Consider the following 24,787-nt stretch of genomic DNA (forward strand, 5'->3'; position numbering starts at 1 on the left):
TCGGTCGGTTGACAGAATGCCCTTCCCGAACGTCGCCGACAAGCACCGCGGGGACGCCGTCATCACCCCCGAAAAGAGCGTGGAGTACAGAGATGACCAGTCCGACGCCGGCCCACCGGCGGTGCCCGAGGCGGTCGTCCTCTGCTACAGCAGGGGGTTGATGGAGTACCTGACCGACGCGCGTGACGGGCGCGAGGTCGACTCCTACTACGGCGATCTCTACGTCTTCGACGAGTTCGACGGGCGCGTCGGAGTGATGGGGAACTTCGGCATCGGCGCGCCCACCGCGGCGATGATGGTGGAGGAGCTCGCCGCCGACGGCGTCGAGGCGTTCCTCTCAGTCGGGTTCGCGGGGTGTCTGCAGGACGACGTCGAGATGGGCGAGTTCATCGTCTGCGATCGCGCGATCCGCGACGAGGGCACCTCGCATCACTACGCGGAGTCCGCGAAGTTCGCCCGCCCGACCGAACCGCTGTTCGATCGGATCACCCGAACGCTGGCCGACCGAGACGAGCCGTACCGCGTCGGCCCGTCGTGGACCACCGACGCGATCTACCGCGAGACCGTCCGGGAGGTCGAATCGTACGCGAACGAGGGCGTCCTCACCGTGGAGATGGAGGCGTCGGCGGTGTTCACCGTGGCCGCCCACCGCGGGGTCGACGCCGCGGCGATGTTCGTCGTGAGCGACTACCTCGGCACCGCCGAGTGGGAGCCGAAGTTTCACCTGACCGAGGACGACATGCGGCGGCTCGGCGACGCGGCCGCCGAGATACTCGCGGACCGCACGGAGTGACGGTCCGCGTTCGCGCCGTCGAAACCCCGGCCCCGCGCCGGATTTATATTCGGCGGGACCCTACCCGTCGGCGTGAACACGCGTACGAGTGCGCTCGACACGCTCGTTTTCGGCGTCGACGTTCAGAGCGGGGACGTGAGGGGTGACGCCCCGTCGTACGCCGTCGTCGCGTTCGACGGCGAGAACGTCGACCGCGACGTGGTCAGCCACCGGAAGCTCCGGCGGCTCATCGAGCGCGAGGAGCCCGCGCTCGTGGCGACCGACAACATGTACGAGCTCGCGCCCGACAAGGACGCGCTCGTCCACTTCCTGAGCGAGCTCCCCGACGGGACGCGGCTCGTACAGGTCACCGGCGCCGAGCGACCCGAACCCCTCTCGCGGGTCGCCTCCCGCCACGGGGTCCCCTACGACAAGAAACCGATGGCCGAGGCCGAGGCGGCCGCCCGACTCGCGGCGGGCAACGTCGGCCACGAGGTGTCGGCGTTCGCCGACACGACCGAGATCAAGGTCTCGCGCGGGCGTTCGACCGGAAAGGGCGGGTGGTCCGAGGACCGCTACACCCGCCGGATCCACGGCGCGGTCCGGAAACGAGCGAGGGAGATCGAGAGCGAACTCGACGGCGCGGGCCTCGACTACGAGCGGGACGCGACCGAGAAGTACGGCGGGCTCTCGAACGCGGTCTTCACCGTCGAGGCCCGCCCGGAGGACATCCCGGTCTCGAACCGCCGGTCGGGCGACGTCCGGGTCGAAGTCGAGCGCGTCCGGCGCGACGGCATCGAGTTCGAACCCCTCGCGAAGCGCCGGGACCACGTCCTCGTCGGGATCGACCCGGGCACGACCACGGCGGTCGCGATCACCGACCTCGACGGGAACGTGCTGGACGTGCTCAGCACCCGCACCGCCGACACCGCCGCGGTCATCGAGTGGATCATCGAGCGCGGCCGGCCGATCGTGGTGGCCGCCGACGTCGAGCCGATGCCCGAGACCGTCGAGAAGATCCGCCGGAGCTTCGACGCCGCCGGGTGGGAGCCGACCTCGGACCTCCCGATCGACGAGAAGCAACACCGGACCCGCGAGCACGACTACGACAACGACCACGAGCGCGACGCGATGGCGGCGGCGCTGTACGCGTTCGACGACCACGAGGACCAGTTCGACCGCATCGTCGAGAAGATCCCGCCGAACGTCGACCGCGGGGAGGTGACCGCACGCGTGGTCGCGGGCGAGGACACCGTCGAGACCGCGCTGGCCGACCTGCTCGAGGACGACGACTCCGAGGAGGAGACGACCGAGCACACGCCCCGCGAGCTCACCGCCGAGGAAAAGCGCATCAAGCAACTGGAGTCGCAGGTCGAGCGCCTCGAAGCCCACGTCGAGGAGCTCGACGACACCGTCGCGGAGAAAGACGACCGGATCGAGGAGTTAGAACAAGAGCTCTCGGAGGCCAGACGCGAGGAGCGCCGGGAGGCCCGCGAGCGCCGGACCGTCACCAGACTCGAACGCGAGAACGAGCGACTGGAGCGCGAACTCGACGAGCGCGAGACCGAGATCGAGCAACTGGAGGGGAAGCTCGACCGGCTCAAACAGCTCTGGAAGCTCGACCACTCGAACTTCAGCGACGTCTCCGAGAAGAAAGCCGGGCTCGCGCCGGTCAAGCCCATCGCGAAGTTCACGAAAGGCGCGATCGAGTCGGCCCACGAGAGCTTCGGGCTGGCGACCGACGACGTGATCTACCTCCGTGATGCCTCCGGGGCGGGGCGATCGACCGCCGAGCGGCTCGCGGAGGTCGATCCGGAGGTCGTGTTGATCGGACGGGGCGGGCTCTCGGACGTCGCCGACGAGATCCTGTTCGACCGCGAGATCCCGGTCGGGCCCGCAGACGACGTGACGATACAGGAGGTCGACGAGCTCGCGGTCGCCCGCGAGAGCGAGATCGAGGCGGTGATCGACGACTGGGAGGACCGCGCCGAACAGCGCCGGAAAGAACGAAAGGCCGATCAGCTCGATCAGCTCATCAGCGAGCACCGCGCCGACCGCGAGTACGATTCGTCGGGCGCGCGTGCGGAGTAGCCCGGCGGACGAGACCGCCGGCCACGAGAGCCCGCGGCACGGTCCCGGAACGCTAAAGCCGCGGGCGGGACACTCCTCGCGTATGGATACCTACGAACTCATCGCGCGCAACACCGACGAGGTCGTCACCGACGAGGAGGTGCGCGAGCTCGCCGAGGCCCCCGAGGGCAAGCGGGTGTACGTCGGCTACGAGCCGTCGGGCGTGCTCCACATCGGCCACATGCTCACCGCGAACAAGCTCATCGACCTCCAGGAGGCCGGCATGGAGGTCGTGGTCCTGCTGGCCGACGTCCACGCCTACCTCAACGGGAAGGGGAGTTTCGAGGAGATAGAGGAGACCGCAGAGAAGATGCGCCAGCAGTTCCTCGCGTACGGCCTCGACGCCGAGCGGACCGAGTTCGTCTACGGCTCGGAGTACCAACTCGACGAGGAGTACGCCCTCGACCTCCACAAGCTCGAACTCGACACCACGCTCAACCGCGCCCAGCGCGCGATGGCCGAGATTCAGGGCGACGAGACCGCGAAGGTCAGCCACGTCGTCTACCCCCTGATGCAGGCGCTCGACATCGAGTACCTCGATCTCGACCTCGCGGTCGGCGGTCTCGACCAGCGGAAGGTCCACATGCTGATGCGCGAGGAGTTGCCCGAGATCGGCTACGACGCCCGGCCGTGTCTCCACACGCCGATCCTCGCGGACCTCGGGACCGGCGAGGGGAAGATGTCGAGCAGTTCGGGGGTCACCATCTCGATGGAAGACAGCCCCGAGGACATAGCGGAGAAGGTCAACTCGGCGTTCTGTCCGCCGACCCGCGACCCGGAGGGCGACCTCGAAAACCCCGTGCTGGAGATCTTCCGGTACCACGTCTTCCCGCGGTTCGAGACGGTCGTCGTCGAGCGCCCCGACGAGTACGGCGGGGACTTAGAGTACGACGACTACGAGTCGCTCGCGGCGGACCTCGAGGGCGGCGAGCTCCACCCCGCGGACGCGAAAGGCGCGCTGGCCGAGTACCTGAACGAACTCGTCGCGCCCGGCCGCGAGAAACTCCGGGAGCTCGAAGAGTAGCCGCCGCGTCCCGGTCCTAACAGCTCGCGTATAGAAGCTCGCTTCACCAAGCACTCAAGTTTCCGTCAGTCGTTCGGTCCGATAGCCATGCACGCCGAGACGCGCGCGGGAGCTGGCGTTCGACGCCAGTTAGCTCCCGTCGACGGGGGATGAGTCGCATCGACCGCCGAGAGGTTCTGGCCGCCGCCGGATCGACGCTGGCCGCCGTGCTCGCCGGCTGTCAGGGCGGGGGCGCCGACCGGTCGACGACCGCGACGACCGCGGAGACGCCGACCGAGACCGCCGGAGACGCGGACGCGACGACCACCGCGGACGCGGCCGACCCGAAGCGCCGCGCCCGGGAGTTCGTCGGCCTGATCGACGAGGGGGCCTACGAGCGCGCCCACGACCGATTCAACCAGACTGCCGCCGAGCAGATCAGCCCCGACCAGTTAGCACAGCTCTGGACCGGGCTCGAAGACCAACTCGGCGACTTTCTGTCGCTGTCGGAGCTCGAGACCGTCGACCAGGACGGCGTCGACGTGGTGACCGGGATCGCGACGTTCGAGAACGGTCGCCGCGAGGTCGAAATCTCGTTCGGCCCGGAGGGGATCGCGGGGTTCTGGATCCGGCGAGTCACGGGCGAGTGGTCGGCGCCGTCGTACGCCGACGAGTCGGCGTTCACCGAGCGTGCGGTCTCGCTGGAAGCGACCGACGACTGCACGCTGGACGGGACCCTGACGGTGCCCGAAGGCGTCGAGGAGGCGCCGGGGGTCGTGCTCGTCCACGGGCAGGGCCCGAGCGACCGCGACGGCACCGTCGGGCCGAACAAGCCCTACAAGGACCTCGCGTGGGGGCTGGCCTCCCGAGGGGTGGCTGTCCTCCGATACGACAAGCGCACGCAGGCCTGCGACGTCGATTTCGCGGACGTGACTATCGACGAGGCGGTGACCGACGACGCACTGACCGCGATCGAACGGCTCCGCGAGACCGACGCGGTCGCCGCCGACGACGTCGTCGTCGCGGGCCACAGCATCGGCGCGACGCTCGCGCCCCGGATCGCGGCCCGGGACGGCGACCTCGCCGGCGTCGTCATGCTCGCGCCGCTGGCCCGGACCGTGACCGAGGCGATCACCGACCAGAGCGAGTACCTCGCCGAGCGCGACGGCACGGTGACCGACGCCGAGCGCGACCAACTCGACCAAGCCGAACGCATCGTCGAGCAGATTCGGTCGGGGAACATCACGGACGAGGAGGTCGTCTACCTCGGCGGCGACGAGTACTGGCGGAGCCTTCGGGAGTACGACGCCGTGGCGGCCGCCGCGGAGATAGACGCCCCCCGGCTGGTGTTGCAGGGCGAGCGCGACTATCAGGTCACCGTCGAGGAGGACCTCGCGGAGTGGCGCGAGGCGCTCGGCGAGGACCCGGGCGTCAGCTTCCGGACGTACCCCCGGCTCAACCACCTGTTCATGCCGGGCGAGGGAAAGCCCGGACGGGGAGAGTACTTCCGGGAGAACCACGTCGCCAAAGCGGTCGTGACCGACGTCGCGTCGTTCGCGGCCGAAGTCACCGCCGAGGGGACGACGACCGTCGAGTAGCCGACTACTCGAAGCCCCCGCCCATCATCCCGCCCATCCCGAAACTCGCCAGCAGTCCCGAAACGAGCCCCCACGCGGTCAACACGAAGCCGAGCACGACCAGCCCGATGCCGGCCGCGATGATCAGGTTCTGAAGGGCGATGACGCCGACCCCAGCGACCAACAGGAGCACCCCGACGATGCCTTTCGCGCCGAGTTTGTCCAACATACCGTGGCCTGCGCCGGGCGGCGACTTAAAAGCCGTTGCTCCGGGACGATGGTCGTAGCCGCGCTGCGGCGGATTTAAACGTCCCCGCGACGAATGCGGGCACATGAGTGACAACGACGGCGGACGGCGGAAGAACCTCCGCATGCCCGAAGACGACGAGGTGTTCGCCACCGTCACTAACATGCTGGGCGCGAACCGCGTGAAGGTGCGATGCGCCGACGGACAGGAACGAACCGCTCGGATCCCGGGCAAGATGCAAAAGCGCATCTGGATCCGGGAAGACGACGTGGTACTGGTCGAGCCGTGGGACTGGCAAGACGAGAAAGCCGACATCACCTGGCGCTACGAGAAGCAGGAAGCCGACCAGCTTCGGGAAGAAGGCCACATCCAGTAGAACCGTTTGCTGGGGGCGCGCCACAAGCGGCGCGCCCTTGCAAAACGTTCATGAAAACCACGGGGTCACCCCCCTCGCGCCCTCGCTTCGCTCGGGCGCTCGCCCGAGGGTTCCTCGGTTCGCTCGCCCGGGCCTGCCCTCGCTCGCGGGGCGAGCGCTAGGTGCTCGCTGTGGACTGTCGGGACGAGCGATTCGGCGGACGGCTCGGCGGCGCGAATCTGGGTATTCGCCGTTCGGTACCGAAGCCCACCCTTTTATCGCTGGGCGCGCTAGGTCGGGGTAGATGACCGAGGAGTACGGGCTACTCGAACCCGAGAACGCCGACGGCGTCGGCGACGAGTGGGAGGAGATCGACGTATCCGACACCGAGGCCGACAAGGTCCAGCGCCAGCGCGACCGGGAGTTCAATCAGTTCCGCGAGCGGCTCAAGAACACCGAGCAGTTCAAAGTCGAGCAGTCGGTGTTCGACGACGCGACGCTCGGGGCCCTCTACAAGCTCGTTCAGGACGGCTACGTCGACGCGTTCGGCGGGCCCATCTCCTCGGGGAAAGAAGCGACCGTCTACCTCGCTCTCGGCGGGGAGGCGTACGGCGAGGTCGCGGTCAAGATCTACCGGATCAACGCCTCGGACTTTCGGGACATGCGCGAGTACCTCGTCGGCGACCCCCGGTTCGAGGAGTTGGGCGGGAACAAAAAGCGGGTCGTACTGGCGTGGACCCGCAAGGAGTTCGCTAACCTCAAGCGCGCCGCAAAGGCGGGCGTCCGGGTCCCGACCCCGATCGCGGTCGAGCGAAACGTCCTCGTGATGGAGTTTCTGGGCGACGACGGCGACCACGCCCCCACGCTCGACGACGCCCACCTCGAAAACCCCGAGACCGCCTTCGAAGTGGTCCGAGAGTACATGCGCCGGCTCTACGACGTCGGGCTGGTCCACGGCGACCTCAGCGAGTACAACATCGTCGTCCACGACGGCGAACTCTGTTTCATCGACCTCGGACAGGCAGTGACGGTCCACCACCCGAACAGCGACGACTTTCTGACCCGCGACTGTGCGAACGTCGCGTCGTTCTTCCAGCGACAGGGGATGGACGTACACGGCGACGATCTGGAGGCGTGGATCCGCGAGAACGCCGACCCCGACCGGTAGACGAAAGGTTCAAATTGCCGACGCGAGTAGTCGTTTCCGATGAGTCTCGCTCTCCGCGCTTGGCGCTGGCGCTCGCCCGGAGAGCGGACAGTGTCGTGACCGACGGCGCACCGGCCTCACCGGGCGCCGACGGCGGCGGCGCTCACTCGCTTTCTCGCGCACCGATCGCCGACCGACAGCGACCAGTCACGACACCATGCCAGCACACGACACCGACGAGAGTACAGTCACGCCCGAGACGGTCGAAGGCGACGTCGACTACCGAGAACTCTGCGAGCGCTTCGGTGCCGAGCAGGTGACCGACGAACAGCGATCGCGCTTTCCCGATCCGCACCCGATGGTCCGCCGAGGAGTGTTCTTCGCGGGGCGGGACGTAGACCGGTTTCTCGACGCGGTCGAGCGGGGCGACCGCGTCTCGGTCGTGACCGGCGTCGGCCCCTCCGGACCGATGCATCTGGGTCACGCCATGCAGTTCTACCACGCAAAGCACCTCCAAGAGCAGATCGGCGCGTCGGTCTACGTGCCGCTCTCGGACGACGAGAAATACTTCACGAAGGACCTCTCGCTCGGGGAGATCGGCGAGTACGCCCGCCAGAACCTCCGGGACCTCCTCGCGGTCGGCTTCGACCCCGAGCGGACCCGGATCGTGATCGACACCGCAGACGCCGACGTGATCTACCCGCTTGCGGTGCGGTTCGCCGAGCGGCTCACCCAGTCGACGGTCGAGGCGACCTACGGCAGTCCGGACAACGTCGGCCAGTCGTTCTACCCGGCGGTCCAGATCGCCCACCTCCTCGTGCCCCAGTTACTCCGCGGGCGACACGACACCCTCGTCCCCATCGCGGCCGATCAGGACCCCCACGTCCGACTCGCCCGCGATCTCGCCGCGAAGGAGGCCGTCGACGCCGACAAGCCCGCGGCCCTGCTGAGCAAGTTCCTGCCGACCCTCGACGGGCCGGGCAAGATGAGCAGTTCCGACGACGCGCCCGCGATCCACCTGACCGACGACCGCGAGACCGTCGAGCGGAAGGTGCGAGACCACGCCCACTCGGGCGGCCGATCGAGCCTCGCGGCCCACCGCGAACACGGCGGCGACCCCGACGCGGACGTGGCCTACCAGTATCTCGCGTTCTTCTTCGAGGACGACGACGAACGGCTGGAACGGCTCGCCGAGGCGTACCGGGCCGGCGAGTTGCTGAGCGGGGAGCTCAAGGCCCACGCGTCCGAGCGCATCGCTGACTTCCTCGAAGCCCACCGCGCGCGGCGGGCGGCGCTCGGCGACCTCGAAGCCGAACTGGAGCCGTATCGGCTCACCGCCGACGAGCGCGCGCGAGCGCGACCGGCCGGGACGGACCTGTTCGGGTGAGTCGGCCGACGGGGCGGACCGGGCGGGTCGCGCGGCCGGGAGCCGCCCCGGCCCAGCGGCGCGGACAAAGGCTTAAAACGCTCCGAGCGACTAAAGCTACGCATGCAACATGTGAAGATTCCGCAGGACCGAATCGGCGTTCTCATCGGGGAGGGAGGCGAGACGATGCGCGAGATCGAGAGCCGCGCGGAGGTACGACTCGACATCGACTCCGAGAACGGGAAAGTCGAGGTCGAGAAGACCGGCGACCCCATCCGAGGGCTCAAAGGCCCCGAGATCGTGAAGGCCATCGGCCGCGGGTTCGCGCCCGAGGAGGCGCTGTCGCTGCTCGACGACGACATGATGATGTTCGACCTCATCGACGTCGACGCCGCCGCCCGGAACAAGAACGACCTCGAACGCCAGAAGGGACGTCTCATCGGCGAGAACGGCCGGACGCGCGAGCTCATGGAGGAGCTGACCGGCGCGAGCGTCGTGATCTACGGCACCACGATGGGAATCATCGGCAACCCCACGCAGGTCGACGTGGTCCGGAGCGCCGCCGAGATGATCCTGGACGGCGCGCCCCACGGCTCGGTGTACTCGTTCCTCGAACGCAAGCGCAACGAGATGAAACGCCAGGGGATGGAGTTCCACCAGTTCACCGGGTAGTCGATCGGCGGGCCGCTCGTCCCGTCTGAGCCGCGTCGGATATTTTCGCCGTGCCGAGAAACCCGGAGCGTTCGCCGCCGAGCGGGCGGTCTCGGATTAGTATATAAACATACCGTGATAACTGTTCCCACAATGCGTTTCCGTATCTGTGCGGTCGATTCTCACGACCCTTAGGAAAAGATTTATGTAGAATGGCAATCAATCGTTGAACCGAACATGGCACAGCGAATGGGCAACCAGCCGATGATCGTACTTTCCGAGGACAGCCAGCGTACCCAAGGAAAGGACGCACAGTCGATGAACATCACCGCCGGGACCGCGGTCGCGGAAGCCGTCCGGACCACACTCGGTCCCAAAGGGATGGACAAGATGCTCGTCGACTCGACGGGCGACGTGGTCGTCACGAACGACGGCGTCACCATCCTGAAGGAGATGGACATCGAGCACCCCGCGGCCAACATGGTCGTCGAGGTCTCCGAGACCCAGGAGAACGAGGTCGGCGACGGCACGACCTCCGCGGTCGTCGTCGCGGGCGAACTCCTCGAGAAGGCCGAGGAGCTCCTCGATCAGGACATCCACGCGACCACGCTCGCACAGGGGTACCGTCAGGCCGCCGAGGAAGCCAAAGACATCCTCGAGGAGAAGGCCATCGACGTCGACGCCGACGACACCGAGACCCTCGAGAAGATCGCCTCGACGGCGATGACCGGCAAGGGCGCCGAGAACTCCAAAGACTACCTCGCCGAGCTCGTCGTCCGCGCGGTCCAGAGCGTGGCCGACGACGACGGCATCGACACCGACAACGTCAAAGTCGAGACGGTCGTCGGCGGCTCGATCGACCAGTCCGAACTGGTCGAGGGCGTCATCGTGGACAAAGAGCGCGTCCACGAGAACATGCCCTACTTCGTCGAGGACGCGAACATCGCGCTGGTCGACAGCGCCCTCGAGATCAAAGAAACCGAGATCGACACCGAGGTCAACGTCACCGACCCCGACCAGCTCCAGCAGTTCCTCGACCAGGAAGAAGAACAGCTCCGCGAGATGGTCGACCAGCTCGCCGACGTCGGCGCCGACGTCGTCTTCGTCGACGGCGGCATCGACGACATGGCCCAGCACTTCCTCGCCGAGGAGGGCATCATCGCCGTCCGACGTGCGAAGTCTGACGACCTCGACAAGCTCGCTCGCTCGACCGGCGCGAACCTCGTGAGCAACGTCGACGACATCGAGGACGACGACCTCGGCTTCGCCGGGAGCGTCGCCCAGAAGGACGTCGGCGGCGACCAGCGCATCTTCGTCGAGGACGTCGAGGAGGCCAAGTCGGTCAGCCTCATCCTTCGGGGCGGCACCGAGCACGTCGTCGACGAGGTCGAGCGCGCCATCGAGGACAGTCTCGGCGTCGTGCGCGTGACCCTGGAGGACGGCAAGGTCGTCCCCGGCGGCGGCGCGCCCGAGACCGAGCTCGCCCTCCAGCTTCGCGACTACGCCGACTCGGTCGGCGGGCGCGAGCAGCTCGCGGTCGAGGCGTTCGCCGACACCCTCGAAGTCATCCCGCGCACCCTCGCAGAGAACGCCGGTCTCGACCCGATCGACTCGCTCGTGGACCTCCGTAGCCAGCACGACGGCGGCGAGTTCACGGCGGGGCTGGACGCCTACACCGGCGACATCGTCGACATGGAGTCCGACGGCGTCGTCGAGCCCCTCCGCGTGAAGACCCAGGCCATCGAGTCCGCCACCGAGGCGGCCGTGATGCTGCTGCGCATCGACGACGTCATCGCGGCGGGCGACCTCTCGGGCGGTCAGGTCGACCCCGACGACGGCGGCGACGACGCGGGCGGCCCCGGCGCCGGCGGCCCCGGCGGTATGGGCGGCGGCATGGGCGGCATGGGCGGTATGGGCGGCATGGGCGGCGCAATGTGAAACAGGCCCACAGCCAACTCACATAACCCCCACCGCACCCGCCGACCGCACCGCCTCGCCCGACGTTCGGGCCGAACCGTTCGCTGTCGACTGACTGCACTCGGAATCAGTCGTTTTTTCGACGCTCACGTCCCCAGCCGCGGCTCGAGCCGTCGGGAGAGACGCGGCCGGCGGTTCAGGAGAAGTCGCTCAACAGGGTGTTCGAGACCAGCTTCGAGACCCCGCGTCGGACGCGCTCGGAGGCCGACTGACCGCTGACGCCGAGCCGGTCGCCCAGTTCGTCGAGCGACACCTCTCGGGGCACGCCGAAGTAGCCCGCACGCTCGGCGGTCACCAGCGCCTCGCGCTGTTCGGCGCTGAGGCCGAACTCGTCTTCGAGCTCCGACTCACCGGGCGTGTAGAGCCGATCGAGGCTGAAAGAGACGTCGCGGTCGGCGCAAAACTCCCGCATTCGGACGACCGACTCCCGATCGGGGAACCGAACCCGGCGTTGCCACCGCTCGTGGGTGCCGGTGGCGGCCAACGGCGCGGCGCCGAGCCGCTGGTACTCCGGGTAGATCGAGACGAGGTTCTCGACGGCGAGTCGGGTCCGATAGAGCCGCTTGCTCCCGAGTTCCTCGATGACGGTGCTGGTCCGGATGGTGTCGTCGCGGTCGAGGCCCGCCTCGAGGGCGTCGAAGTTGCCCCCCGACGCCCAGAAGACGAACACCGGGGTGCTCGACCGACTCGCCATCTGGTGTTCGAGTTCGACGGTCATCTCTCGGGCGGCCCCGAGCGCGGTCGACAGCAGGAGGTCCGGGGATCGGAGCGAGAACTCCGCGATGAGACTCATTTGCATCACACTTCTCTCGCTTTGTTGAAAATTTACCGGTCAGTGGACAACTTCGTGACGATTTCGAGATATCGTCAGTCTTTGATGTCGAGCTCGAACTGCTCGTGCTCGCTGGCGGCGTTCAACACGACGCTGGTGTTGCTCTCTTTGATGTCGGGGTCGTTGAGGAGCGTCTTGATCTGGGCGTTCATGCCGTCGGTGTCGGTGAACTTCCCGACCGCGATGATGTCGTAGTCGCCGGTGACCTCGTAGACGCTGATCATCTGGTCGTGTTCCCGGAGCCGGCCGGTCACGTCCGGGAGCGCGTCGCCCTCGACCTTGAGCTGGACGATCGCGGTCACGTCGTAGCCGAGCGCGTCGTAGTCGACTCTCGGGGTGTAGCCGTCGATGACGCCCTCGGATTCGAGATCCTGGAGGTGGTTCGACACCGTCGTCACCGACACGTCCAGATCCTCCGCGAGGCTCCGGAGGCTGGCTCGACCGTCGCCCAACAGCGCGTTCACTAACTTCGCATCGAGGTTTTCGTACGTCATTACGTTCACAGACGAACGCCACCCTTTAGAATTTTACGAACATCCAATTCTGGCCGCGAGTAACAGAATTGCGCGGACCAGTAACGTTTTAATAGTAGAGATAGTGGTGTATACCGACGACAAAGATGACGGATGGACAAATGGAAGCCGGCGACGAATCGGGGCTGACAGAGGCCGAACGGGACGTACTCGACGAGATCGAAGCGGAGAACGTGGACTTCGTGCGCCTGCAGTTCACGGACATCACCGGGACGGTCAAGAACGTGAGCGTGCCCGCCTCGCAGGTCGAGAAGGCCTTCGACGAGGGCATCTGGTTCGACGGTTCCTCGATCGAGGGGTTCGTCCGGATCCAAGAGAGCGACATGCGTCTCGAACCCGACCCCGAGACGTTCCAGATCCTGCCGTGGCGTTCGAACGGCGAGACCGCGAGCGCTCGGCTGATCTGCGACGTGGTCAACACCGACGGGACGCCGTTCGAGGGCGGCCCGCGCCAGGTGCTAAAGAGCGTCCTCGCGGAGGCCGAGGAGATGGGCTACAGCGTCTCGATCGGCCCCGAGCCCGAGTTCTTCCTGTTCGAGAAGGACGAGGACGGGAACGCGACGACCGAGCCCCACGACGCCGGCGGGTACTTCGACCTCGCGCCCAAGGACCTCGCGAGCGACGTCCGCCGCGAGATCATCTTCACCCTCGAACAGATGGGTTTCGAGATCGAGGCCAGCCACCACGAGGTCGCAGAGGGTCAACACGAGATCAACTTCAAGTACGACGACGCGCTCGGCACGGCCGACAACATCGCGACGTTCCGCGCGGTCGTCCGGGCGGTCGCCGAGCAGAACGACCTCCACGCGACGTTCATGCCCAAGCCGATCGGCGAGATCAACGGTTCGGGCATGCACAGCCACATCAGCCTCTTCGACGAGGACGGCAACGCCTTCGCCGACGAGGACGACGAGTTCAACCTCAGCGAGACCGCCTACAAGTTCATGGGCGGCGTGCTGAACCACGCCCAGGCGTTCACCGCGGTCACCAACCCGACGGTCAACTCCTACAAGCGCCTCGTCCCCGGCTACGAGGCGCCGGTGTACGTCGCGTGGAGCGACGTGAACCGCTCGGCGCTCATCCGGGTTCCCGACGCCGCGGGCGCCAGTTCGCGGTTCGAGATCCGGAGCCCCGACCCGTCGTGTAACCCCTACCTCGCGCTGGCGGCGGTCATCAAGGCCGGACTCGCCGGCATCGAGAACGACGCCGACCCCGGCGAGCCGGTTCGGGAAGACATCTACGAGTTCGACGAGGCAAAACGCGACGAGTACGGCATCACCACCCTGCCGGGGAGTCTCGGGCAGGCGCTCGACGAACTCGAAGACGATCCGGTCATCGAGGCGGCGCTGGGCGACCACGTCACCGAGAAGTTCCTCCAGGCCAAGCGGACGGACTTCGCCGACTACAAGGCCCACGTCTCCTCGTGGGAGAAAGAGAAGTACCTCGAGAAGTTCTAGGTCGGCGTCTCGCCGCTCGCTCTTTTCACGCGCTCGACCGCCACCGGGAGCAACAGGATCACCGGCGGCACCACCAGATTCAACACGAACACCGCCGCCAGCGACGCCGACAGGGAGTTGCCGGCGTAGCCGAGCGCGCCCAGCCCCGCGAGCGTCGCGAGCGCGACGCCGGGGCCGACCCGGCCGCGCGAGGCCACGCCGAACGCCGACCACGCCGCGGTCGCGCCGAGGACGCCCGCGACGATGGCGACGGCGTCGGGGGTGAGCCCGTTGGTCGCCAGCGCCCCCGCGGCGACCGCCGACGCGACCGCGAACCCCCGTCCGGGCTCCCAGTCGGTCGCCCGGACGAGCAGGCCGAGGTACGCCAGTCCGACCGCGACGCCGACGACGACGTCGACCGTGTAGTGGACGCCGATGACCACCCGAGAGGTCGCGACCACGGCGACCGCGGCCCCGGCGACGAGGAGCCGCTGGGCCCGGGTCCCGCGGTCGAGCACGAGCGCGAGTACCACCCACAGCACCGACGAGCCGACGGCGTGGCCGCTCGGGAAGCCGTAGCTGTCGGCGTGGCCGACGTGGAGTTCGGCCGGCGGGCGGGGCAGGCCGAACAGCCCCTTGAGCGCGACCGTCAACGCGAGCGCGCCCAGCACCGCCGCGAGCACGAACGCTCCGCGGTCGCGGTCCTCGTACCAGTAGACGAGCGCGGTCGCGACGAAGATGAACCACGCGTCCCCGAGCTGGGTCAGGACGACGAACGCCTCCCGGATCACCTGCGGGAGCGCCTCCGCGAGCGCGTCGACGACTCCGAGTCCGCGTCCGTTCATTCGGACGAAGTTCGACGCCCCGGAGAGTTATACCCTACGACCGGATGTCCCCGATTCGGTCGGCGATGCGCTTGGGGAGCCCGAGCGCGCCGATCCCGAACCCGAACAGCACCATCAGGACGTACAGTCCGAGCGTCGAGAGCCACACCACCAGCATCGCGGCGATGGCCCACCCGCCGGTCAGTTCGAGGAACGCGGCGACGGTCATCGCGGTCCCGTACAGCAACACGAGGTACGGCCCCCAGCCCCGAGCGCGGCCCCGGCGGAGCTGGGACCGGACGTACTGTTTGAGTTCGGACTCGACCTCCGGCTTCTCGACCGTCCGGGCCTCGATGTCCTCTTCGAACGATTCGACGTCGGCGCGCAGCTCCCGGAGCTCCTCGCGGAGCTCGACGATGTCGGGAGCGGACTCGTCGTCTGTCATGTATTGGGCGAGTAACTCCTGTTTGCGTTCGAGCCGGCTGTCCTCCTCGTCTTCGATGCGCTCGGCGTAGCTGCCCCGCTCGGCGAGCACGGTGTTGACCACCGCCCCGAGGAGCAAGACGATGCTCCCGAAGTACAGCCACGTCACCAGCAGGATGGCGGTGCCGAGAAACTGCGACGGGCTGGTCGAGCTGACCCCCGCGTAGACCCGAAACAGCACCTGCAGGACCGTCCAGCCGACGGTCGCGACCACCGCGCCGGGAAGCGCCTCCCGGACCGACACGCCGTCGTCCGGGAAGACGACGTACAGCGGAAGGAAGACTGGGACCAGCGCGACCAGTTGGATCAGCGTCGACAGGAGGTCGACGAACGGAAACGCCGGGAACAGCGCGGTCGCGGCGCCGGTCAACACGACGACGACGACCGCGAGGCCGATGGCGACCAGCACGATCACGGCGTCTTTGAGTTGGTCGAGGAGACCGGACGAAGAGACCGTCGCGTAGATGTTCGAGAACGCCGTATCGAGCCCGCGAAACACCTTGAGAGTACTCCATCCCAGCACGAGCAGTCCGATGAGCGTCGTCCCGCTCCCGCCGGCGGGGTTGAGGACGAACTCCCGGAGCTGGGCCTGACCGGTCGCGGTCAACAGCCCGGAGGCCTGCGTGACGACGCGCTCGGCGAACGCCTCGCCCGCCACGAACGACGTGACGACGAACGCGAGCAACAGCGCGGGGATGAGCGAGACGAACGCGTAGTAGGCGAGGCTCGCCGCCAGAAACGTGATCTCCTGCTCTCGGGCCTCCTCGACGACCGAGCGACCGACTGACACGACAGTTCCGAGACTGGGCACGCGACTTATTTCGCTCACCGGATACAAATATTCATTGGCACTTCCCGCGAGTCGGAGGCCGACCGTCGGATCACTCCGGGCGGGTCGCCTCGCGGATCTCGGTGACCGTCGCGGGCGTCTTGAACGTCGTCCCGCCGTAGTGGGCGCCCGAGGCCACAAAGCCCGCCGCCCGGAGCCGGTCGAGGAACGTCTCCATCTTCGCGGCCGACCGAGTCCACTCCTTGCAGAGCCGGTGTTGGTCGTAGTGGGTCGGCTCGTGGAGTTCGGCTTCGAGGTCGTCGAGCAGTCGCCGCGCCCGGGTCGCGGTCCCCATGTCGTCGGTCACCGCCTCGCGGACCGCGGCCACGAAGTCGGCGTCGTGGGTGGGGCCGAGCCACACCGGCCCGGCGGTCAGGAGTCGCTCGCCGCCACACGCCGGACAGACGTCGAGCGGGTCGGCGACGAGGCCCGTCTCGTGCTCGCGGTAGAGGCAGTCCTCGCAGTGGTAGACGTGACCCAGTTGGTCGATCGCCGCGTTGGCGTCGGTCGCGCTGTGGTCGAGTTCGAGGTACGTCCGAACGTAGTGGTTGGTGGCGTGGGTGAGGATGGGCGTCACGCCCGCGTCGTACCGGGCGGCGGTGCGGGCGAGCGCCGACAGCAGGATCCGGACGCCCATCTCGGCGTGGTAGTCGGTGTTCCGGGGGACCGCACTGTACTTGCGGACCCCGCTCTCGAAGTGGGCGCCACAGAGCGGCGCGGTGTCGGTCGCGGTCACGCAGACCAGATCGCGGGTGTTGGCGAACGCGGCGTCGGCGAACGGCATCGGCGTCCCGAACGGGTCGATGTCGACCACGTCGAACACCGAGTCGTGGAGCACGACGTTGGCGTCGCCGTGGACCACCTCGGCGTCGAGTCCGTTGCGCTCGAGATTCCGCCGACAGAGGTCGACCGCGTCGGCGTCGATGTCGGCGAGCGTGGCGGTCCAGCCCTCGGCGGCCGCCCGGACGCCCCGGACCCCGCTGGCCGCCATCGCGTCGAGGTACGACTCGGCGCGCGGTTCCCGGTCGCGGTAGGCCCGCAGGGTCGCCACGGTCAGATCGCGGTTCAGCTCCTGGACGGGGTTGAAAAACACCTCGTCGCCGATCCCCTCCTCGCCCTGTTCGGGGACCTCGACCTCGACCCCGCCCTCGGTCACGTTCATGATGCGGACTCGGGGCTCCCGGGCGAAAAACGGTGCGGGTTCCGCAGGCGACAGAAGATTGATACGAGTCGCGGACGCACGTCCGCGTATGGTCCCCGAATCAGACGACCGCGGCTGTCCGAAGTGCGACCACACCGAGACGGAGGTCGGCACCATCTCGACGACCGGCGGCGGCCTCTCGAAGATGTTCGACATCCAGACGAACAGCTTCAAAGTGGTGTCGTGTACGAACTGCGGCTACTCGGAGCTCTACCGGGACACGACGTCCGGGTCGAGCGACATCGTCGACGTGTTCCTCGGATGACGGCCGTCGGAGCGTCGTTGCTCGTCGTCGTCGCGCTCGCGGTCGGCGCCCCGCTCGCGCTCTACGCGCTGGTTCGGGCCGAGCGCGGCGAGCGCGAACGCATGGACCGCGAGGACGCAGAGCGGGTCGCCCGCCGCGACACCCGCGACCGGAAGTGACCCCGGGCGTCGCGACACCGGAATCTGTTTAGGCCCGCCGTTCGAACCCTGCAGGCGTGCTCCCGGCTCCCAGCGTCGAGCGCGACCGCTCGCCCCCGCTCGGGCGGTGGTCGCCGTGAACGCGGTCGAACGGTGGCAGACCGACCTCGCCGAGGCCGGGACGCTCGAACCCGGCGTCACCGACCGCATCCTCTCGGTCCACGGCGACCGCGGCGCCCGAGCCATCGAGGCCGTCTCGGAGGGCCGGGTCAAAGAGTACCGGGACTTCACCGTCGTGGTCGGCCACGACGACGAGTACGTCGTCGAGGGACAGGGGTGTGGCTGTCGGGACAGCGAGTACAACCTCGACCCAGGGGACCCGACCGAACTCTGCTGGCACGTCATCGCGGTCGCTATCGCCGAGCGGGTCGGCGAGGTCGACGCCCACGACATGTGGTACTCCGACGTGCGGGACTTCCTCTAGTCGTCGGCGCAGATGTCGACGAAGTTCCGGAGGATCGTCAGCCCGGTCTCGCCGCTCTTCTCGGGGTGGAACTGCGTCCCGAAGACGGTGCCCGACTCGTCGGCGACGATCGCTGGGAACTGGATCTCGTAGTCGGTGGTCGCGACCACCGCGTTCTCGTCGTCGGGCTCGGCGTAGTACGAGTGGACGAAGTAGGCGTACTCGCCGTCGACGCCGTCGACCAGCGGGTGGTCGCGCCGGACCGAGAGCTGATTCCACCCCATGTGGGGGACCTTCTGGCCCTCGGCGAACCGGACGTTGGTTCCGGGGACGAAATCGAGCCCTCGGACGTCGCCCTCGCCGGCGCGCTCGGCCTCCTCGCTGGTCGTGAGTAGCATCTGCATCCCGAGGCAGATGCCGAACACGGGCGTGCCGGTCTCGGCGACCTCGCGGAGCGGCTCGCGGTACGGGCCGGCGTTCTCGACGCCCTCCCGGAACGCGCCGACTCCCGGTAAGACGACGCCGTCGGCCGACTCGAACGCCGCGGGATCGTCGCTGATCTCGACGCTCGCGCCGGCCCGCTCGAGGCCGCGGGTGACGCTCCGGAGGTTCCCCAGTCCGTAGTCGACGACGACGACCGACGCGAGGTCGCCGCGCTCTCGGTCGCGGGCGCGCTGCGTACTCATGGTCGAACGTGGGCGCGGCGCGGCCAAGTTCCTTTCCCTTGGCCGGCCGTCGCCGTGCCGGTCGGCGCGCGGAGCCCCGGCCTCCTCGCGATCGAGCCCGGAATTCGACGATAGATATATAGAAAAAATAGGAAGATTTAACCGACATCTGTCTGAGGATTCAGACGACTCACCCATGGAACGGCGTACATTCCTCACGTCGACGGCTGCGGTCGGAACGCTCGGCCTCACGGCCGGTTGTATCGGAAACCTCTCGGGCGGTGGCAACAGCGAGACAGTCAACTTCATCCTGTCGCCAGCCGAGTCCGACGTCGACGTCCAACAGCAGTACGAGCCGCTTTTCACCCACCTCGAAGAGGAGGCGGGCGTGACGATCGAGTCCAACGTAGCGAAAGACTACGCCGCGGTGCTTCAGGCGCTCGACAGCGGACAGGCCGATATCGCCGACGCCGCGCCCGCGGTCGCGATCGAGGGCGACAATCAGGGCTCGACCGACGTGATGGGCATCCGAGTCGCGTACGGCGCCGCCAAGTACTTCTCGTTCATCACCACGCTCGCGGACAACGACATCGAGTCGCTCGAAGACCTCGAAGGCGAGACCATCGCGTTCGCGGACTCGCTGTCGACGAGCGGTTCGCTGTTCCCGCTGTACATGCTCAGTCAGGCGGGCCTCGACGTGGGCGACGCCCCGCAGGGCGACCCCGTCGACTTCAAAGGCCAGTGGTCCGACCACTCGACCGCACGGGAGACGCTCGTCAACCGCGATCCCGTGATGGCCGCCGGCACCGGCGCGTTCTCGACGATCACCCACGTCCCCAAGAGCCAGCTCCCCGACCGCGTGAAAAAGTACAACCCCAGCGTCGAGGACGCCGGCAGCGAGGACCCCCAGCTGGACCTGCTGCAGGCGTCCGATCCGATCCCGCGCGCGCCGATTCTGGTCCGACGCGACTGGGAGGCAGACGCCCGCGACGGCGTTCGGGAGGCGCTGTTGAACGCCGAAGAGAGCGACCTCGTCGACGAGAACGCCGAGGAGGAACTCTGGTTCACCGGCGTCAACGAAGGCTCCGTGAGCGACTACGAGCCCGTTCAGAAAGTCATCGACGAACTGGGCCTCGAACTCGGTCAGGTCTAAACTCACACTCGATCGCATTGTTTTAGACCCAGTACTCTCCCATTAGAGATAGGCGGACTCGGACGGGACCGGCCCGTACCGAACAGAGACCTAAGCATGAGCACGATCACAGTCGAGAATCTCACCAAGACCTACGGCGACGTGGAAGCGCTCGTCGACATCTCCTTCGAGATCCCGGACGGCGAGTTCGTCGTCCTGCTCGGGGAGTCGGGAGCCGGTAAGTCGACGCTGCTTCGCTGTCTGAACGGCCTGACCTCGCCGACCGAGGGGACGATCAGCATCGGCGACGAAGAGATAACCGGGCCGCGAGACGACGTGGCGATGATCTTCCAGCAACACTACATCATCGGCCAGATGAGCGCGTACGGCAACGCGCTCACCGGGTCGCTCAACCGGACGCCGTTCCTCCGGAGCCTGCTCCAGCGCAACGACCGCGCGGACAAGATCGAGGCGCTGAACGCGCTCGACACCGTCGGCCTCCTCGACGAGGCCGGCCAGCGCGCCGAGCGGATGAGCGGCGGCCAGCAACAGCGGGTCGGCATCGCGCGGGCGCTCGTCCAACAGCCCAGCCTCCTGCTGGCCGACGAGCCCGTCGCGAGCCTCGACCCCGCGAGCGCCGAGACGGTGATGGGGTACATCCGGGACGCGGCCAAGAGCCGCAACCTGACGACCATCGCCAGCCTCCATCAGGTGAACCTCGCCCGGGAGTTCGGCGAGCGGTTCGTCGGCCTGAAGGACGGCGAACTCGTCTTCGACGGCTACCGCGAGGACCTCACCGTCGACGTCATCGACCGCATCTACGGCAACATCGAGACCAGTTCGATCCGAAACGAGCGGGAGGCGAACGCATGAGCGTCGACACCGACGACGTCAGCGACCGGGTCACCGAGCGGCTCGGCGACCTCAAGCGGATGAAGCGCATCCGGCGGTTCGGGATGCTCCTCGTCGTGGCGCTGGTCGGCGTGCTGTTCAATCTGGCGCTCGATCAGGTCGGGTTCTCTATCGGCGAGATCATCTACTACTGGCCCTCGTTCCGGGAGGCGCTCGGGCAGTTCTTCCCGACGACGACGTACGTCGGCGGGCTCGTCTTCCTCGATTTCGACGCCTACTGGGCGTTCATCGTCGAGCGGGGGCTGTTCGGCAAGGCGATCATCACCCTCTCGATGGGCTTTGCGGGCACGCTACTCGGGCTCCCCGGAGCGTTGCTCCTGGGCGTGCTCGGTAGCGAGCGCGTGACGCCGTTCCCGTTCAACTTCATCTTCCGCGGGATGATGAGCACCATCCGCGCGATCCCGGCGCTGGTGTGGGCGCTCATCTACATCCCGCTCGGGGGCGTCACCCCGTTCACCGCGACCCTCGCGATCGGCACCGACACGATGGGCAACCTCGGGCGCCTGTTCACCGACGCGCTCGAAGAGGTCGAGACCGGGCCGATCGAGGCGATCGAGTCCACCGGCGCCGACCGCCGACAGACGATCGTCTTCGGCATGCTGAGTCAGGTCGTGACGCCGTTCATCGCGTGGACGATGTACATCCTCGAGATCAACGTCCGGATCGCGGTCACGATGGGGCTGATCGGCGGCGGCGGTCTGGGGTACGTCCTCTCGACCGAACGCGGGCTGTTCCACTACACCAACATGATGGCGACCATCCTCGTCATCCTCGTGTTGGTCATCAGCGTCGAGATGATCAGCCAGCGCACCCGGTCGTACATCCGGGCCGACGACGACGCCGAGACCAAGGGACTGCTCCAGCTACTGACGGAGTTCCCCCAGCGGATGGCCGAGTCGATGTGGCGGTAGAGTCGGCAACTCGCCCCGTCGGCGGCGCGGGTTCGACCCTCGTTTTCGGGCTCTCAGAAGTCGCCGAGTTGCGACTGGCCGCCGGCTCCCCCGTCGCCCGCCATCGCGGCGGCCTTCTCGAGTGCGGCGTCGAGGGTCTCCTCCTGACTCCGGTCGTACAGCGTCGCGGCGGGGTGGACGCAGATCAGCACGTCCCGATCGGCGCCCCCGAGCGTCGCCCGCTCGATCGTGCCGGCCTCGCTGGTGACCGCCACGTCCCGTTCGAGCAGGTGCTCGCTGGGCACCTTCCCGAGCGCGACCACCACGTCGGGGTCGATCAGTTCGATCTCGGCTTCGAGGTACCCCCGACAGTTTTCGAGTTCCTCGCCGGTGGGGTCGCGGTTCTCGGGCGGGCGACACCGCACGCAGTTGGTGATCCGGACGTCGGCCCGCGCTAGCCCCTTCTCGCGGAGCGTGTCGTCGAGGATCGTCCCGCTCCGGCCGACGAACGGCTCGCCATCTCTGTCTTCCTGCTCGCCCGGCCCCTCGCCGACGAACAGCACGTCGGCGTCCGCGGGGCCGGTCCCGTTGACGATGCGACTCCGGGACTCGACCAGCGCCGGACAGTTCGTACACGCGGTCACGTCGAGTCCGTCCATGTCTCCCATGAGCGGGGACACGGGCCGGGGATAGTAAGTGTCGGTGGCCTGCGGTCGGCCGTCACTCCGCCCGGCGGAGGTCGTCGCCGGCCCGGGCCGCGAGCCGGGCCACCCGGAGCGGTTCGGGTCGGCCGCCCTCGGGCGTGAACGCCCGGACGAGGTCGCGGGCGGCCCCGGCGTCGAGACCGACCGACCGGACGAACACGGTCTGGTCGTTGACCGCGAGGCGCTCGCGGGGCGGCTGAGCCTCTAAGATTGCGAGTCGGCGGTCGAGCGCCTCGCCGTCGAACTCGGCGGCCAGCGCCTCGCGGAGCCCCGGACTCGCCTCGAAGGTGACCGAGACGACCGGGCGGTCGACGGCGTCGGCGAGCCGCCGGAGGTCGACGACGTTGTACCACGCCAGCGCGATCCCCGCGACGAAGACGTATCTCGCGTCCTCGCGGTCGAGTCGGTCGAAAAGGTCGATAACTGCGTCGGTGGCGTCGAGACCGCCCACGGTGGCGGTGGCGTAGGCGAACCCGTCCGCGACGCGGTCGGCGCGGACGACCGCGCCCGCGAGTGTGGTCTGTTCCGCCCGATAGGATTCCGCGACGCCCAGCGCTCGAACGCCGGGTTTCACCGGTCAGGCCTCGTTTTCCTCGTCTTTGATGTCTTTGAGACGGTCGATGAGTTCGTCGTTCGACGCGCCAATTTCGAAGTCCACGCTGCCTTCGTGGGAGTTTTCTTCGGTGTTGACGCCGCTGTCGTCGTCGAAATCAGAGTCGTACTCCTGATTGTCCTGTTCGGACTCGTCGTAGCTCCCAAATCCCATGGCTGATTGATACTACACGCTTGGGTCACTAAAGTCTCCCGCCCGCCCGTCAGGCTTTTGAGAGGAGGGCGTAAACAGTCCGCTATGGAGGTCTACAACGTCACCGACGACGCCGAGACGTTCACGTCGAACGCGTTTCTGGCGGTCGGCGACCGAACGGTGCTGGTCGACGTCGGGAGCATGCCGGGCGTCGTCGACGTCGTCCGCGAGCGCGTCGACGACGTCGACGCGGTAGTGCTCACCCATCAGCACGGCGACCACGTCGGGGAACTCGACGCGGTGCTCGACGCGTTCGAGCCCGAACTGCTGTGTTACGACGATCATCCGCGCCGGACCCGCGAGCTTCACGACGGCGACATCGTCGAGATCGGCGACGAGACGTTCGAGGCGGTGTACTCGCCGGGTCACGCCGACGACCACCTCGCGTTCGTCTCCGAGCGGACGATCTTCACCGGCGACGTGGTGACCTACAGCGACGGCGCGTTCGACGACGGGAGCTTCGGTCGGACCGACGCCACCGGCCAGTCGCGCGAGCGGGAGATCAAGAGCATTAGAGAGATCCTGACGCGACTCCCCGCCAGCGTCGAGCGCATGTACGCCGGGCACGGCGAGTCGTTCCACGGCGACGTGACCGCGGTCATCGAGCGCGCGCTGGAGCGGGCCGAGCGCCGCGAGCCAAAGTACCCCGACGAGTAGCCCGGCGTCGGCGCTGTTCGGACGCGAGAGACGGTCGAGAAGCGACAGTCCGCGATCAGGCGTTGCGCGGCTCTTTGCTCTTGGGCCGGAGGTTGCCGTAGCCGCACTTCCGGCAGTTGTCGGCCTCTTTGGGGTTCCGGGCGTTACACCGCATGCAGATCATCTTGTCGAGGATTCGCGACTCCGCCTTCTCGAAGCTAGCCATAGGGGTGGGTTGGCCGCCGCCGCGTTTAAACCTTACCGAGTGGGCTCGGCGGGGCGCCGTCTCGGCGACTACGGCGAGTCCTCGCCGGCGTCGAGGTACTCCTGCTGGACCGCCACGACGTCCGCGGAGTCCTCGCAGTCGGCGTACCGCCGGAGGGGCTCGGCGTTGAGGTCCAGAAACGTCTCGCCCCACGTAAACTTCGAGAGGATCGCCTCGGCGTGCTCGCGCTCGCCGAGGATCGTCAGGGCGCCGGCGAACGCCTCGACGGTGTTGAGTTCGAAGGGCGTCCCGTAGCTGACGGGATTGGCCGCGACCAGAAACGGGAGCGCGCGGTGGACCCCGGGCATCTCGAACAGCGCCCGCTCGGCGGTCTCCCACGAGCAGTCGAGCGCGACCAGCCGGTCGGTCTCGGCGCGGTCGGCCGGCGAGAGCGCCCGCTCGGCGTGGGGGTTCAGGACGATGCCGTAGGGCGTCTCGCGGTCGCTCCGGTGGAGCTCGGCGAGGTCGAAGCGCGCGAGCTTGCGCGCCGTGCACTTGTCTGGGTCGTCGTCGCCCTCGTACCGGACGTGGAGGTTCACTGGCGGGAGGT

29 protein-coding genes are annotated in these 24,787 nt (G+C 67.8%); 17 read left to right on the forward strand and 12 right to left on the reverse strand.

What is annotated here, in order from left to right:
* The first annotated feature begins 16 nt into the window (after positions 1-16).
* The 4 genes from EPY72_RS06120 to EPY72_RS06135 all read left to right on the forward strand — a co-directional run bounded on the left by EPY72_RS06120 (position 17) and on the right by EPY72_RS06135 (position 5,503).
* Positions 17-793: a nucleoside phosphorylase gene (locus EPY72_RS06120; RefSeq protein ID WP_135805864.1), complete on the forward strand. Its 777-nt coding sequence runs from the start codon at positions 17-19 to the stop codon at positions 791-793.
* A 72-nt stretch (positions 794-865) separates the two neighbouring features.
* Complete coding sequence (locus EPY72_RS06125; RefSeq protein ID WP_134671057.1) at positions 866-2,863, forward strand: DUF460 domain-containing protein; 1,998 nt, start codon at positions 866-868, stop codon at positions 2,861-2,863.
* 82 nt (positions 2,864-2,945) lie between these two features.
* Positions 2,946-3,926, forward strand: coding sequence for a tyrosine--tRNA ligase (locus EPY72_RS06130; RefSeq protein WP_134671058.1), 981 nt, complete (start codon positions 2,946-2,948; stop codon positions 3,924-3,926).
* 149 nt (positions 3,927-4,075) lie between these two features.
* Positions 4,076-5,503 carry an alpha/beta hydrolase gene (locus EPY72_RS06135; RefSeq protein ID WP_135805865.1) on the forward strand — a complete coding sequence of 476 codons (1,428 nt, stop codon included), beginning with the start codon at positions 4,076-4,078 and terminating at the stop codon, positions 5,501-5,503.
* A 4-nt stretch (positions 5,504-5,507) separates the two neighbouring features.
* Here EPY72_RS06135 and EPY72_RS06140 read toward each other — a convergent pair whose 3' ends face one another.
* Positions 5,508-5,711 (reverse strand): DUF7470 family protein, encoded by a 204-nt coding sequence (locus tag EPY72_RS06140; protein ID WP_134671060.1) that lies wholly within the window; start codon positions 5,709-5,711, stop codon positions 5,508-5,510.
* Positions 5,712-5,814: 103 nt separating this feature from the next.
* On the opposite strand from EPY72_RS06140, the gene eif1A reads away from it, so the two are divergent.
* The 5 genes from eif1A to thsA all read left to right on the forward strand — a co-directional run bounded on the left by eif1A (position 5,815) and on the right by thsA (position 11,186).
* The gene (gene eif1A, locus EPY72_RS06145) at positions 5,815-6,105 is read left to right on the forward strand and encodes a translation initiation factor eIF-1A (protein WP_134671061.1); all 291 of its coding nucleotides are present in this window, start codon (positions 5,815-5,817) and stop codon (positions 6,103-6,105) included.
* Positions 6,106-6,388: 283 nt separating this feature from the next.
* Positions 6,389-7,252 carry a serine/threonine-protein kinase Rio1 gene (gene rio1 / locus EPY72_RS06150; protein ID WP_134671062.1) on the forward strand — a complete coding sequence of 288 codons (864 nt, stop codon included), beginning with the start codon at positions 6,389-6,391 and terminating at the stop codon, positions 7,250-7,252.
* Positions 7,253-7,448: 196 nt separating this feature from the next.
* Positions 7,449-8,618, forward strand: coding sequence for a tryptophan--tRNA ligase (locus tag EPY72_RS06155; protein WP_134671063.1), 1,170 nt, complete (start codon positions 7,449-7,451; stop codon positions 8,616-8,618).
* A 102-nt stretch (positions 8,619-8,720) separates the two neighbouring features.
* Positions 8,721-9,269: a KH domain-containing protein gene (locus EPY72_RS06160; protein WP_134671064.1), complete on the forward strand. Its 549-nt coding sequence runs from the start codon at positions 8,721-8,723 to the stop codon at positions 9,267-9,269.
* 216 nt (positions 9,270-9,485) lie between these two features.
* Complete coding sequence (thsA, locus tag EPY72_RS06165; protein ID WP_368276175.1) at positions 9,486-11,186, forward strand: thermosome subunit alpha; 1,701 nt, start codon at positions 9,486-9,488, stop codon at positions 11,184-11,186.
* Positions 11,187-11,361: 175 nt separating this feature from the next.
* Here the strand turns inward: thsA and EPY72_RS06170 are convergent, their stop codons facing one another.
* On the reverse strand, positions 11,362-12,018 hold the full coding sequence (locus EPY72_RS06170; protein WP_135805866.1) for a helix-turn-helix domain-containing protein: 657 nt from the start codon (positions 12,016-12,018) through the stop codon (positions 11,362-11,364).
* Between the two features lie 74 nt (positions 12,019-12,092).
* Positions 12,093-12,551, reverse strand: a complete 459-nt coding sequence (gene lrp, locus EPY72_RS06175) for an HTH-type transcriptional regulator Lrp (protein ID WP_134671066.1) — start codon at positions 12,549-12,551, stop codon at positions 12,093-12,095.
* Positions 12,552-12,676: 125 nt separating this feature from the next.
* Here lrp and glnA point away from each other — a divergent pair, with 125 nt between their 5' ends.
* On the forward strand, positions 12,677-14,047 hold the full coding sequence (gene glnA, locus EPY72_RS06180) for a type I glutamate--ammonia ligase (protein ID WP_135805867.1): 1,371 nt from the start codon (positions 12,677-12,679) through the stop codon (positions 14,045-14,047).
* Here the strand turns inward: glnA and EPY72_RS06185 are convergent.
* From EPY72_RS06185 to EPY72_RS06195, 3 genes are all read right to left on the reverse strand, one after another.
* Entirely contained in the window at positions 14,044-14,871 is an 828-nt protein-coding gene (locus EPY72_RS06185) for a phosphatase PAP2 family protein (RefSeq protein WP_134671068.1), read from the reverse strand. The genes glnA and EPY72_RS06185 overlap by 4 nt on opposite strands.
* Positions 14,872-14,905: 34 nt before the next feature.
* A complete protein-coding gene (locus EPY72_RS06190; protein WP_244605529.1) occupies positions 14,906-16,123 on the reverse strand; it encodes a YihY/virulence factor BrkB family protein in 1,218 nt (405 codons plus the stop codon).
* Positions 16,124-16,214: 91 nt separating this feature from the next.
* Positions 16,215-17,324, reverse strand: a complete 1,110-nt coding sequence (locus EPY72_RS06195; RefSeq protein WP_134671070.1) for a tRNA (guanine(26)-N(2))-dimethyltransferase — start codon at positions 17,322-17,324, stop codon at positions 16,215-16,217.
* A gap of 88 nt (positions 17,325-17,412) precedes the next feature.
* Here EPY72_RS06195 and EPY72_RS06200 point away from each other — a divergent pair, with 88 nt between their 5' ends.
* From EPY72_RS06200 to EPY72_RS06205, 3 genes are all read left to right on the forward strand, one after another.
* Positions 17,413-17,628 (forward strand): zinc ribbon domain-containing protein, encoded by a 216-nt coding sequence (locus EPY72_RS06200; RefSeq protein ID WP_134671071.1) that lies wholly within the window; start codon positions 17,413-17,415, stop codon positions 17,626-17,628.
* Positions 17,625-17,786, forward strand: a complete 162-nt coding sequence (locus tag EPY72_RS19255) for a DUF8143 family protein (protein ID WP_167599448.1) — start codon at positions 17,625-17,627, stop codon at positions 17,784-17,786. The genes EPY72_RS06200 and EPY72_RS19255 overlap by 4 nt, the downstream gene beginning before the upstream one ends.
* A gap of 115 nt (positions 17,787-17,901) precedes the next feature.
* Positions 17,902-18,249, forward strand: a complete 348-nt coding sequence (locus EPY72_RS06205) for a hypothetical protein (RefSeq protein ID WP_209019607.1) — start codon at positions 17,902-17,904, stop codon at positions 18,247-18,249.
* On the opposite strand, the gene hisH is transcribed toward EPY72_RS06205, so the two are convergent.
* A complete protein-coding gene (hisH, locus tag EPY72_RS06210; RefSeq protein WP_134671073.1) occupies positions 18,246-18,914 on the reverse strand; it encodes an imidazole glycerol phosphate synthase subunit HisH in 669 nt (222 codons plus the stop codon). The genes EPY72_RS06205 and hisH overlap by 4 nt on opposite strands.
* A gap of 175 nt (positions 18,915-19,089) precedes the next feature.
* Here hisH and EPY72_RS06215 point away from each other — a divergent pair, with 175 nt between their 5' ends.
* The 3 genes from EPY72_RS06215 (at position 19,090) to phnE (ending at position 21,848) form a co-directional block, all read left to right on the forward strand.
* Positions 19,090-20,046 (forward strand): phosphate/phosphite/phosphonate ABC transporter substrate-binding protein, encoded by a 957-nt coding sequence (locus EPY72_RS06215; protein WP_135805868.1) that lies wholly within the window; start codon positions 19,090-19,092, stop codon positions 20,044-20,046.
* A gap of 96 nt (positions 20,047-20,142) precedes the next feature.
* On the forward strand, positions 20,143-20,898 hold the full coding sequence (gene phnC, locus EPY72_RS06220) for a phosphonate ABC transporter ATP-binding protein (RefSeq protein ID WP_134671075.1): 756 nt from the start codon (positions 20,143-20,145) through the stop codon (positions 20,896-20,898).
* Complete coding sequence (gene phnE / locus EPY72_RS06225) at positions 20,895-21,848, forward strand: phosphonate ABC transporter, permease protein PhnE (RefSeq protein WP_134671076.1); 954 nt, start codon at positions 20,895-20,897, stop codon at positions 21,846-21,848. Before phnC ends, phnE begins: the two co-directional genes overlap by 4 nt.
* Before the next feature lie 53 nt (positions 21,849-21,901).
* Here the strand turns inward: phnE and EPY72_RS06230 are convergent, their stop codons facing one another.
* Genes EPY72_RS06230 through EPY72_RS06240 form a run of 3 tightly spaced genes read right to left on the reverse strand, consistent with a single transcriptional unit; the run spans position 21,902 to position 23,297 of the window.
* The gene (locus tag EPY72_RS06230; protein WP_134671077.1) at positions 21,902-22,495 is read right to left on the reverse strand and encodes a uracil-DNA glycosylase; all 594 of its coding nucleotides are present in this window, start codon (positions 22,493-22,495) and stop codon (positions 21,902-21,904) included.
* Between the two features lie 52 nt (positions 22,496-22,547).
* Positions 22,548-23,105, reverse strand: a complete 558-nt coding sequence (locus EPY72_RS06235) for an endonuclease dU (RefSeq protein WP_135805869.1) — start codon at positions 23,103-23,105, stop codon at positions 22,548-22,550.
* A gap of 3 nt (positions 23,106-23,108) precedes the next feature.
* Positions 23,109-23,297: a DUF5786 family protein gene (locus EPY72_RS06240; RefSeq protein WP_134671079.1), complete on the reverse strand. Its 189-nt coding sequence runs from the start codon at positions 23,295-23,297 to the stop codon at positions 23,109-23,111.
* Between the two features lie 84 nt (positions 23,298-23,381).
* On the opposite strand from EPY72_RS06240, the gene EPY72_RS06245 reads away from it, so the two are divergent.
* Complete coding sequence (locus tag EPY72_RS06245) at positions 23,382-23,993, forward strand: MBL fold metallo-hydrolase (protein ID WP_135805870.1); 612 nt, start codon at positions 23,382-23,384, stop codon at positions 23,991-23,993.
* A 55-nt stretch (positions 23,994-24,048) separates the two neighbouring features.
* On the opposite strand, the gene EPY72_RS06250 is transcribed toward EPY72_RS06245, so the two are convergent.
* Both EPY72_RS06250 and EPY72_RS06255 read right to left on the reverse strand, forming a co-directional pair.
* Positions 24,049-24,198 carry a 50S ribosomal protein L40e gene (locus EPY72_RS06250; RefSeq protein ID WP_134671081.1) on the reverse strand — a complete coding sequence of 50 codons (150 nt, stop codon included), beginning with the start codon at positions 24,196-24,198 and terminating at the stop codon, positions 24,049-24,051.
* Between the two features lie 68 nt (positions 24,199-24,266).
* Positions 24,267-24,776: a DUF367 family protein gene (locus tag EPY72_RS06255; protein WP_135805871.1), complete on the reverse strand. Its 510-nt coding sequence runs from the start codon at positions 24,774-24,776 to the stop codon at positions 24,267-24,269.
* Positions 24,777-24,787 lie beyond the last annotated feature (11 nt).

The organism is Halorussus marinus, from assembly GCF_004765795.1.
GTDB lineage: Archaea > Halobacteriota > Halobacteria > Halobacteriales > Haladaptataceae > Halorussus > Halorussus marinus.

Bases quoted from the DNA above. Each gene is read 5' to 3' on its own strand.
- EPY72_RS06120 (WP_135805864.1), top strand. From the start codon at position 17: ATGCCCTTCCCGAACGTCGCCGACAAGCACCGCGGGGACGCCGTCATC.
- EPY72_RS06130 (WP_134671058.1), top strand. From the start codon at position 2,946: ATGGATACCTACGAACTCATCGCGCGCAACACCGACGAGGTCGTCACC.
- EPY72_RS06135 (WP_135805865.1), top strand. From the start codon at position 4,076: ATGAGTCGCATCGACCGCCGAGAGGTTCTGGCCGCCGCCGGATCGACG.
- EPY72_RS06140 (WP_134671060.1), bottom strand. From the start codon at position 5,711: ATGTTGGACAAACTCGGCGCGAAAGGCATCGTCGGGGTGCTCCTGTTG.
- eif1A (WP_134671061.1), top strand. From the start codon at position 5,815: ATGAGTGACAACGACGGCGGACGGCGGAAGAACCTCCGCATGCCCGAA.
- rio1 (WP_134671062.1), top strand. From the start codon at position 6,389: ATGACCGAGGAGTACGGGCTACTCGAACCCGAGAACGCCGACGGCGTC.
- EPY72_RS06155 (WP_134671063.1), top strand. From the start codon at position 7,449: ATGCCAGCACACGACACCGACGAGAGTACAGTCACGCCCGAGACGGTC.
- EPY72_RS06160 (WP_134671064.1), top strand. From the start codon at position 8,721: ATGCAACATGTGAAGATTCCGCAGGACCGAATCGGCGTTCTCATCGGG.
- thsA (WP_368276175.1), top strand. From the start codon at position 9,486: ATGGCACAGCGAATGGGCAACCAGCCGATGATCGTACTTTCCGAGGAC.
- EPY72_RS06170 (WP_135805866.1), bottom strand. From the start codon at position 12,018: ATGAGTCTCATCGCGGAGTTCTCGCTCCGATCCCCGGACCTCCTGCTG.
- lrp (WP_134671066.1), bottom strand. From the start codon at position 12,551: ATGACGTACGAAAACCTCGATGCGAAGTTAGTGAACGCGCTGTTGGGC.
- glnA (WP_135805867.1), top strand. From the start codon at position 12,677: ATGACGGATGGACAAATGGAAGCCGGCGACGAATCGGGGCTGACAGAG.
- EPY72_RS06185 (WP_134671068.1), bottom strand. From the start codon at position 14,871: ATGAACGGACGCGGACTCGGAGTCGTCGACGCGCTCGCGGAGGCGCTC.
- EPY72_RS06195 (WP_134671070.1), bottom strand. From the start codon at position 17,324: ATGAACGTGACCGAGGGCGGGGTCGAGGTCGAGGTCCCCGAACAGGGC.
- EPY72_RS06200 (WP_134671071.1), top strand. From the start codon at position 17,413: ATGGTCCCCGAATCAGACGACCGCGGCTGTCCGAAGTGCGACCACACC.
- EPY72_RS19255 (WP_167599448.1), top strand. From the start codon at position 17,625: ATGACGGCCGTCGGAGCGTCGTTGCTCGTCGTCGTCGCGCTCGCGGTC.
- hisH (WP_134671073.1), bottom strand. From the start codon at position 18,914: ATGAGTACGCAGCGCGCCCGCGACCGAGAGCGCGGCGACCTCGCGTCG.
- EPY72_RS06215 (WP_135805868.1), top strand. From the start codon at position 19,090: ATGGAACGGCGTACATTCCTCACGTCGACGGCTGCGGTCGGAACGCTC.
- phnC (WP_134671075.1), top strand. From the start codon at position 20,143: ATGAGCACGATCACAGTCGAGAATCTCACCAAGACCTACGGCGACGTG.
- phnE (WP_134671076.1), top strand. From the start codon at position 20,895: ATGAGCGTCGACACCGACGACGTCAGCGACCGGGTCACCGAGCGGCTC.
- EPY72_RS06230 (WP_134671077.1), bottom strand. From the start codon at position 22,495: ATGGGAGACATGGACGGACTCGACGTGACCGCGTGTACGAACTGTCCG.
- EPY72_RS06240 (WP_134671079.1), bottom strand. From the start codon at position 23,297: ATGGGATTTGGGAGCTACGACGAGTCCGAACAGGACAATCAGGAGTAC.
- EPY72_RS06245 (WP_135805870.1), top strand. From the start codon at position 23,382: ATGGAGGTCTACAACGTCACCGACGACGCCGAGACGTTCACGTCGAAC.
- EPY72_RS06250 (WP_134671081.1), bottom strand. From the start codon at position 24,198: ATGGCTAGCTTCGAGAAGGCGGAGTCGCGAATCCTCGACAAGATGATC.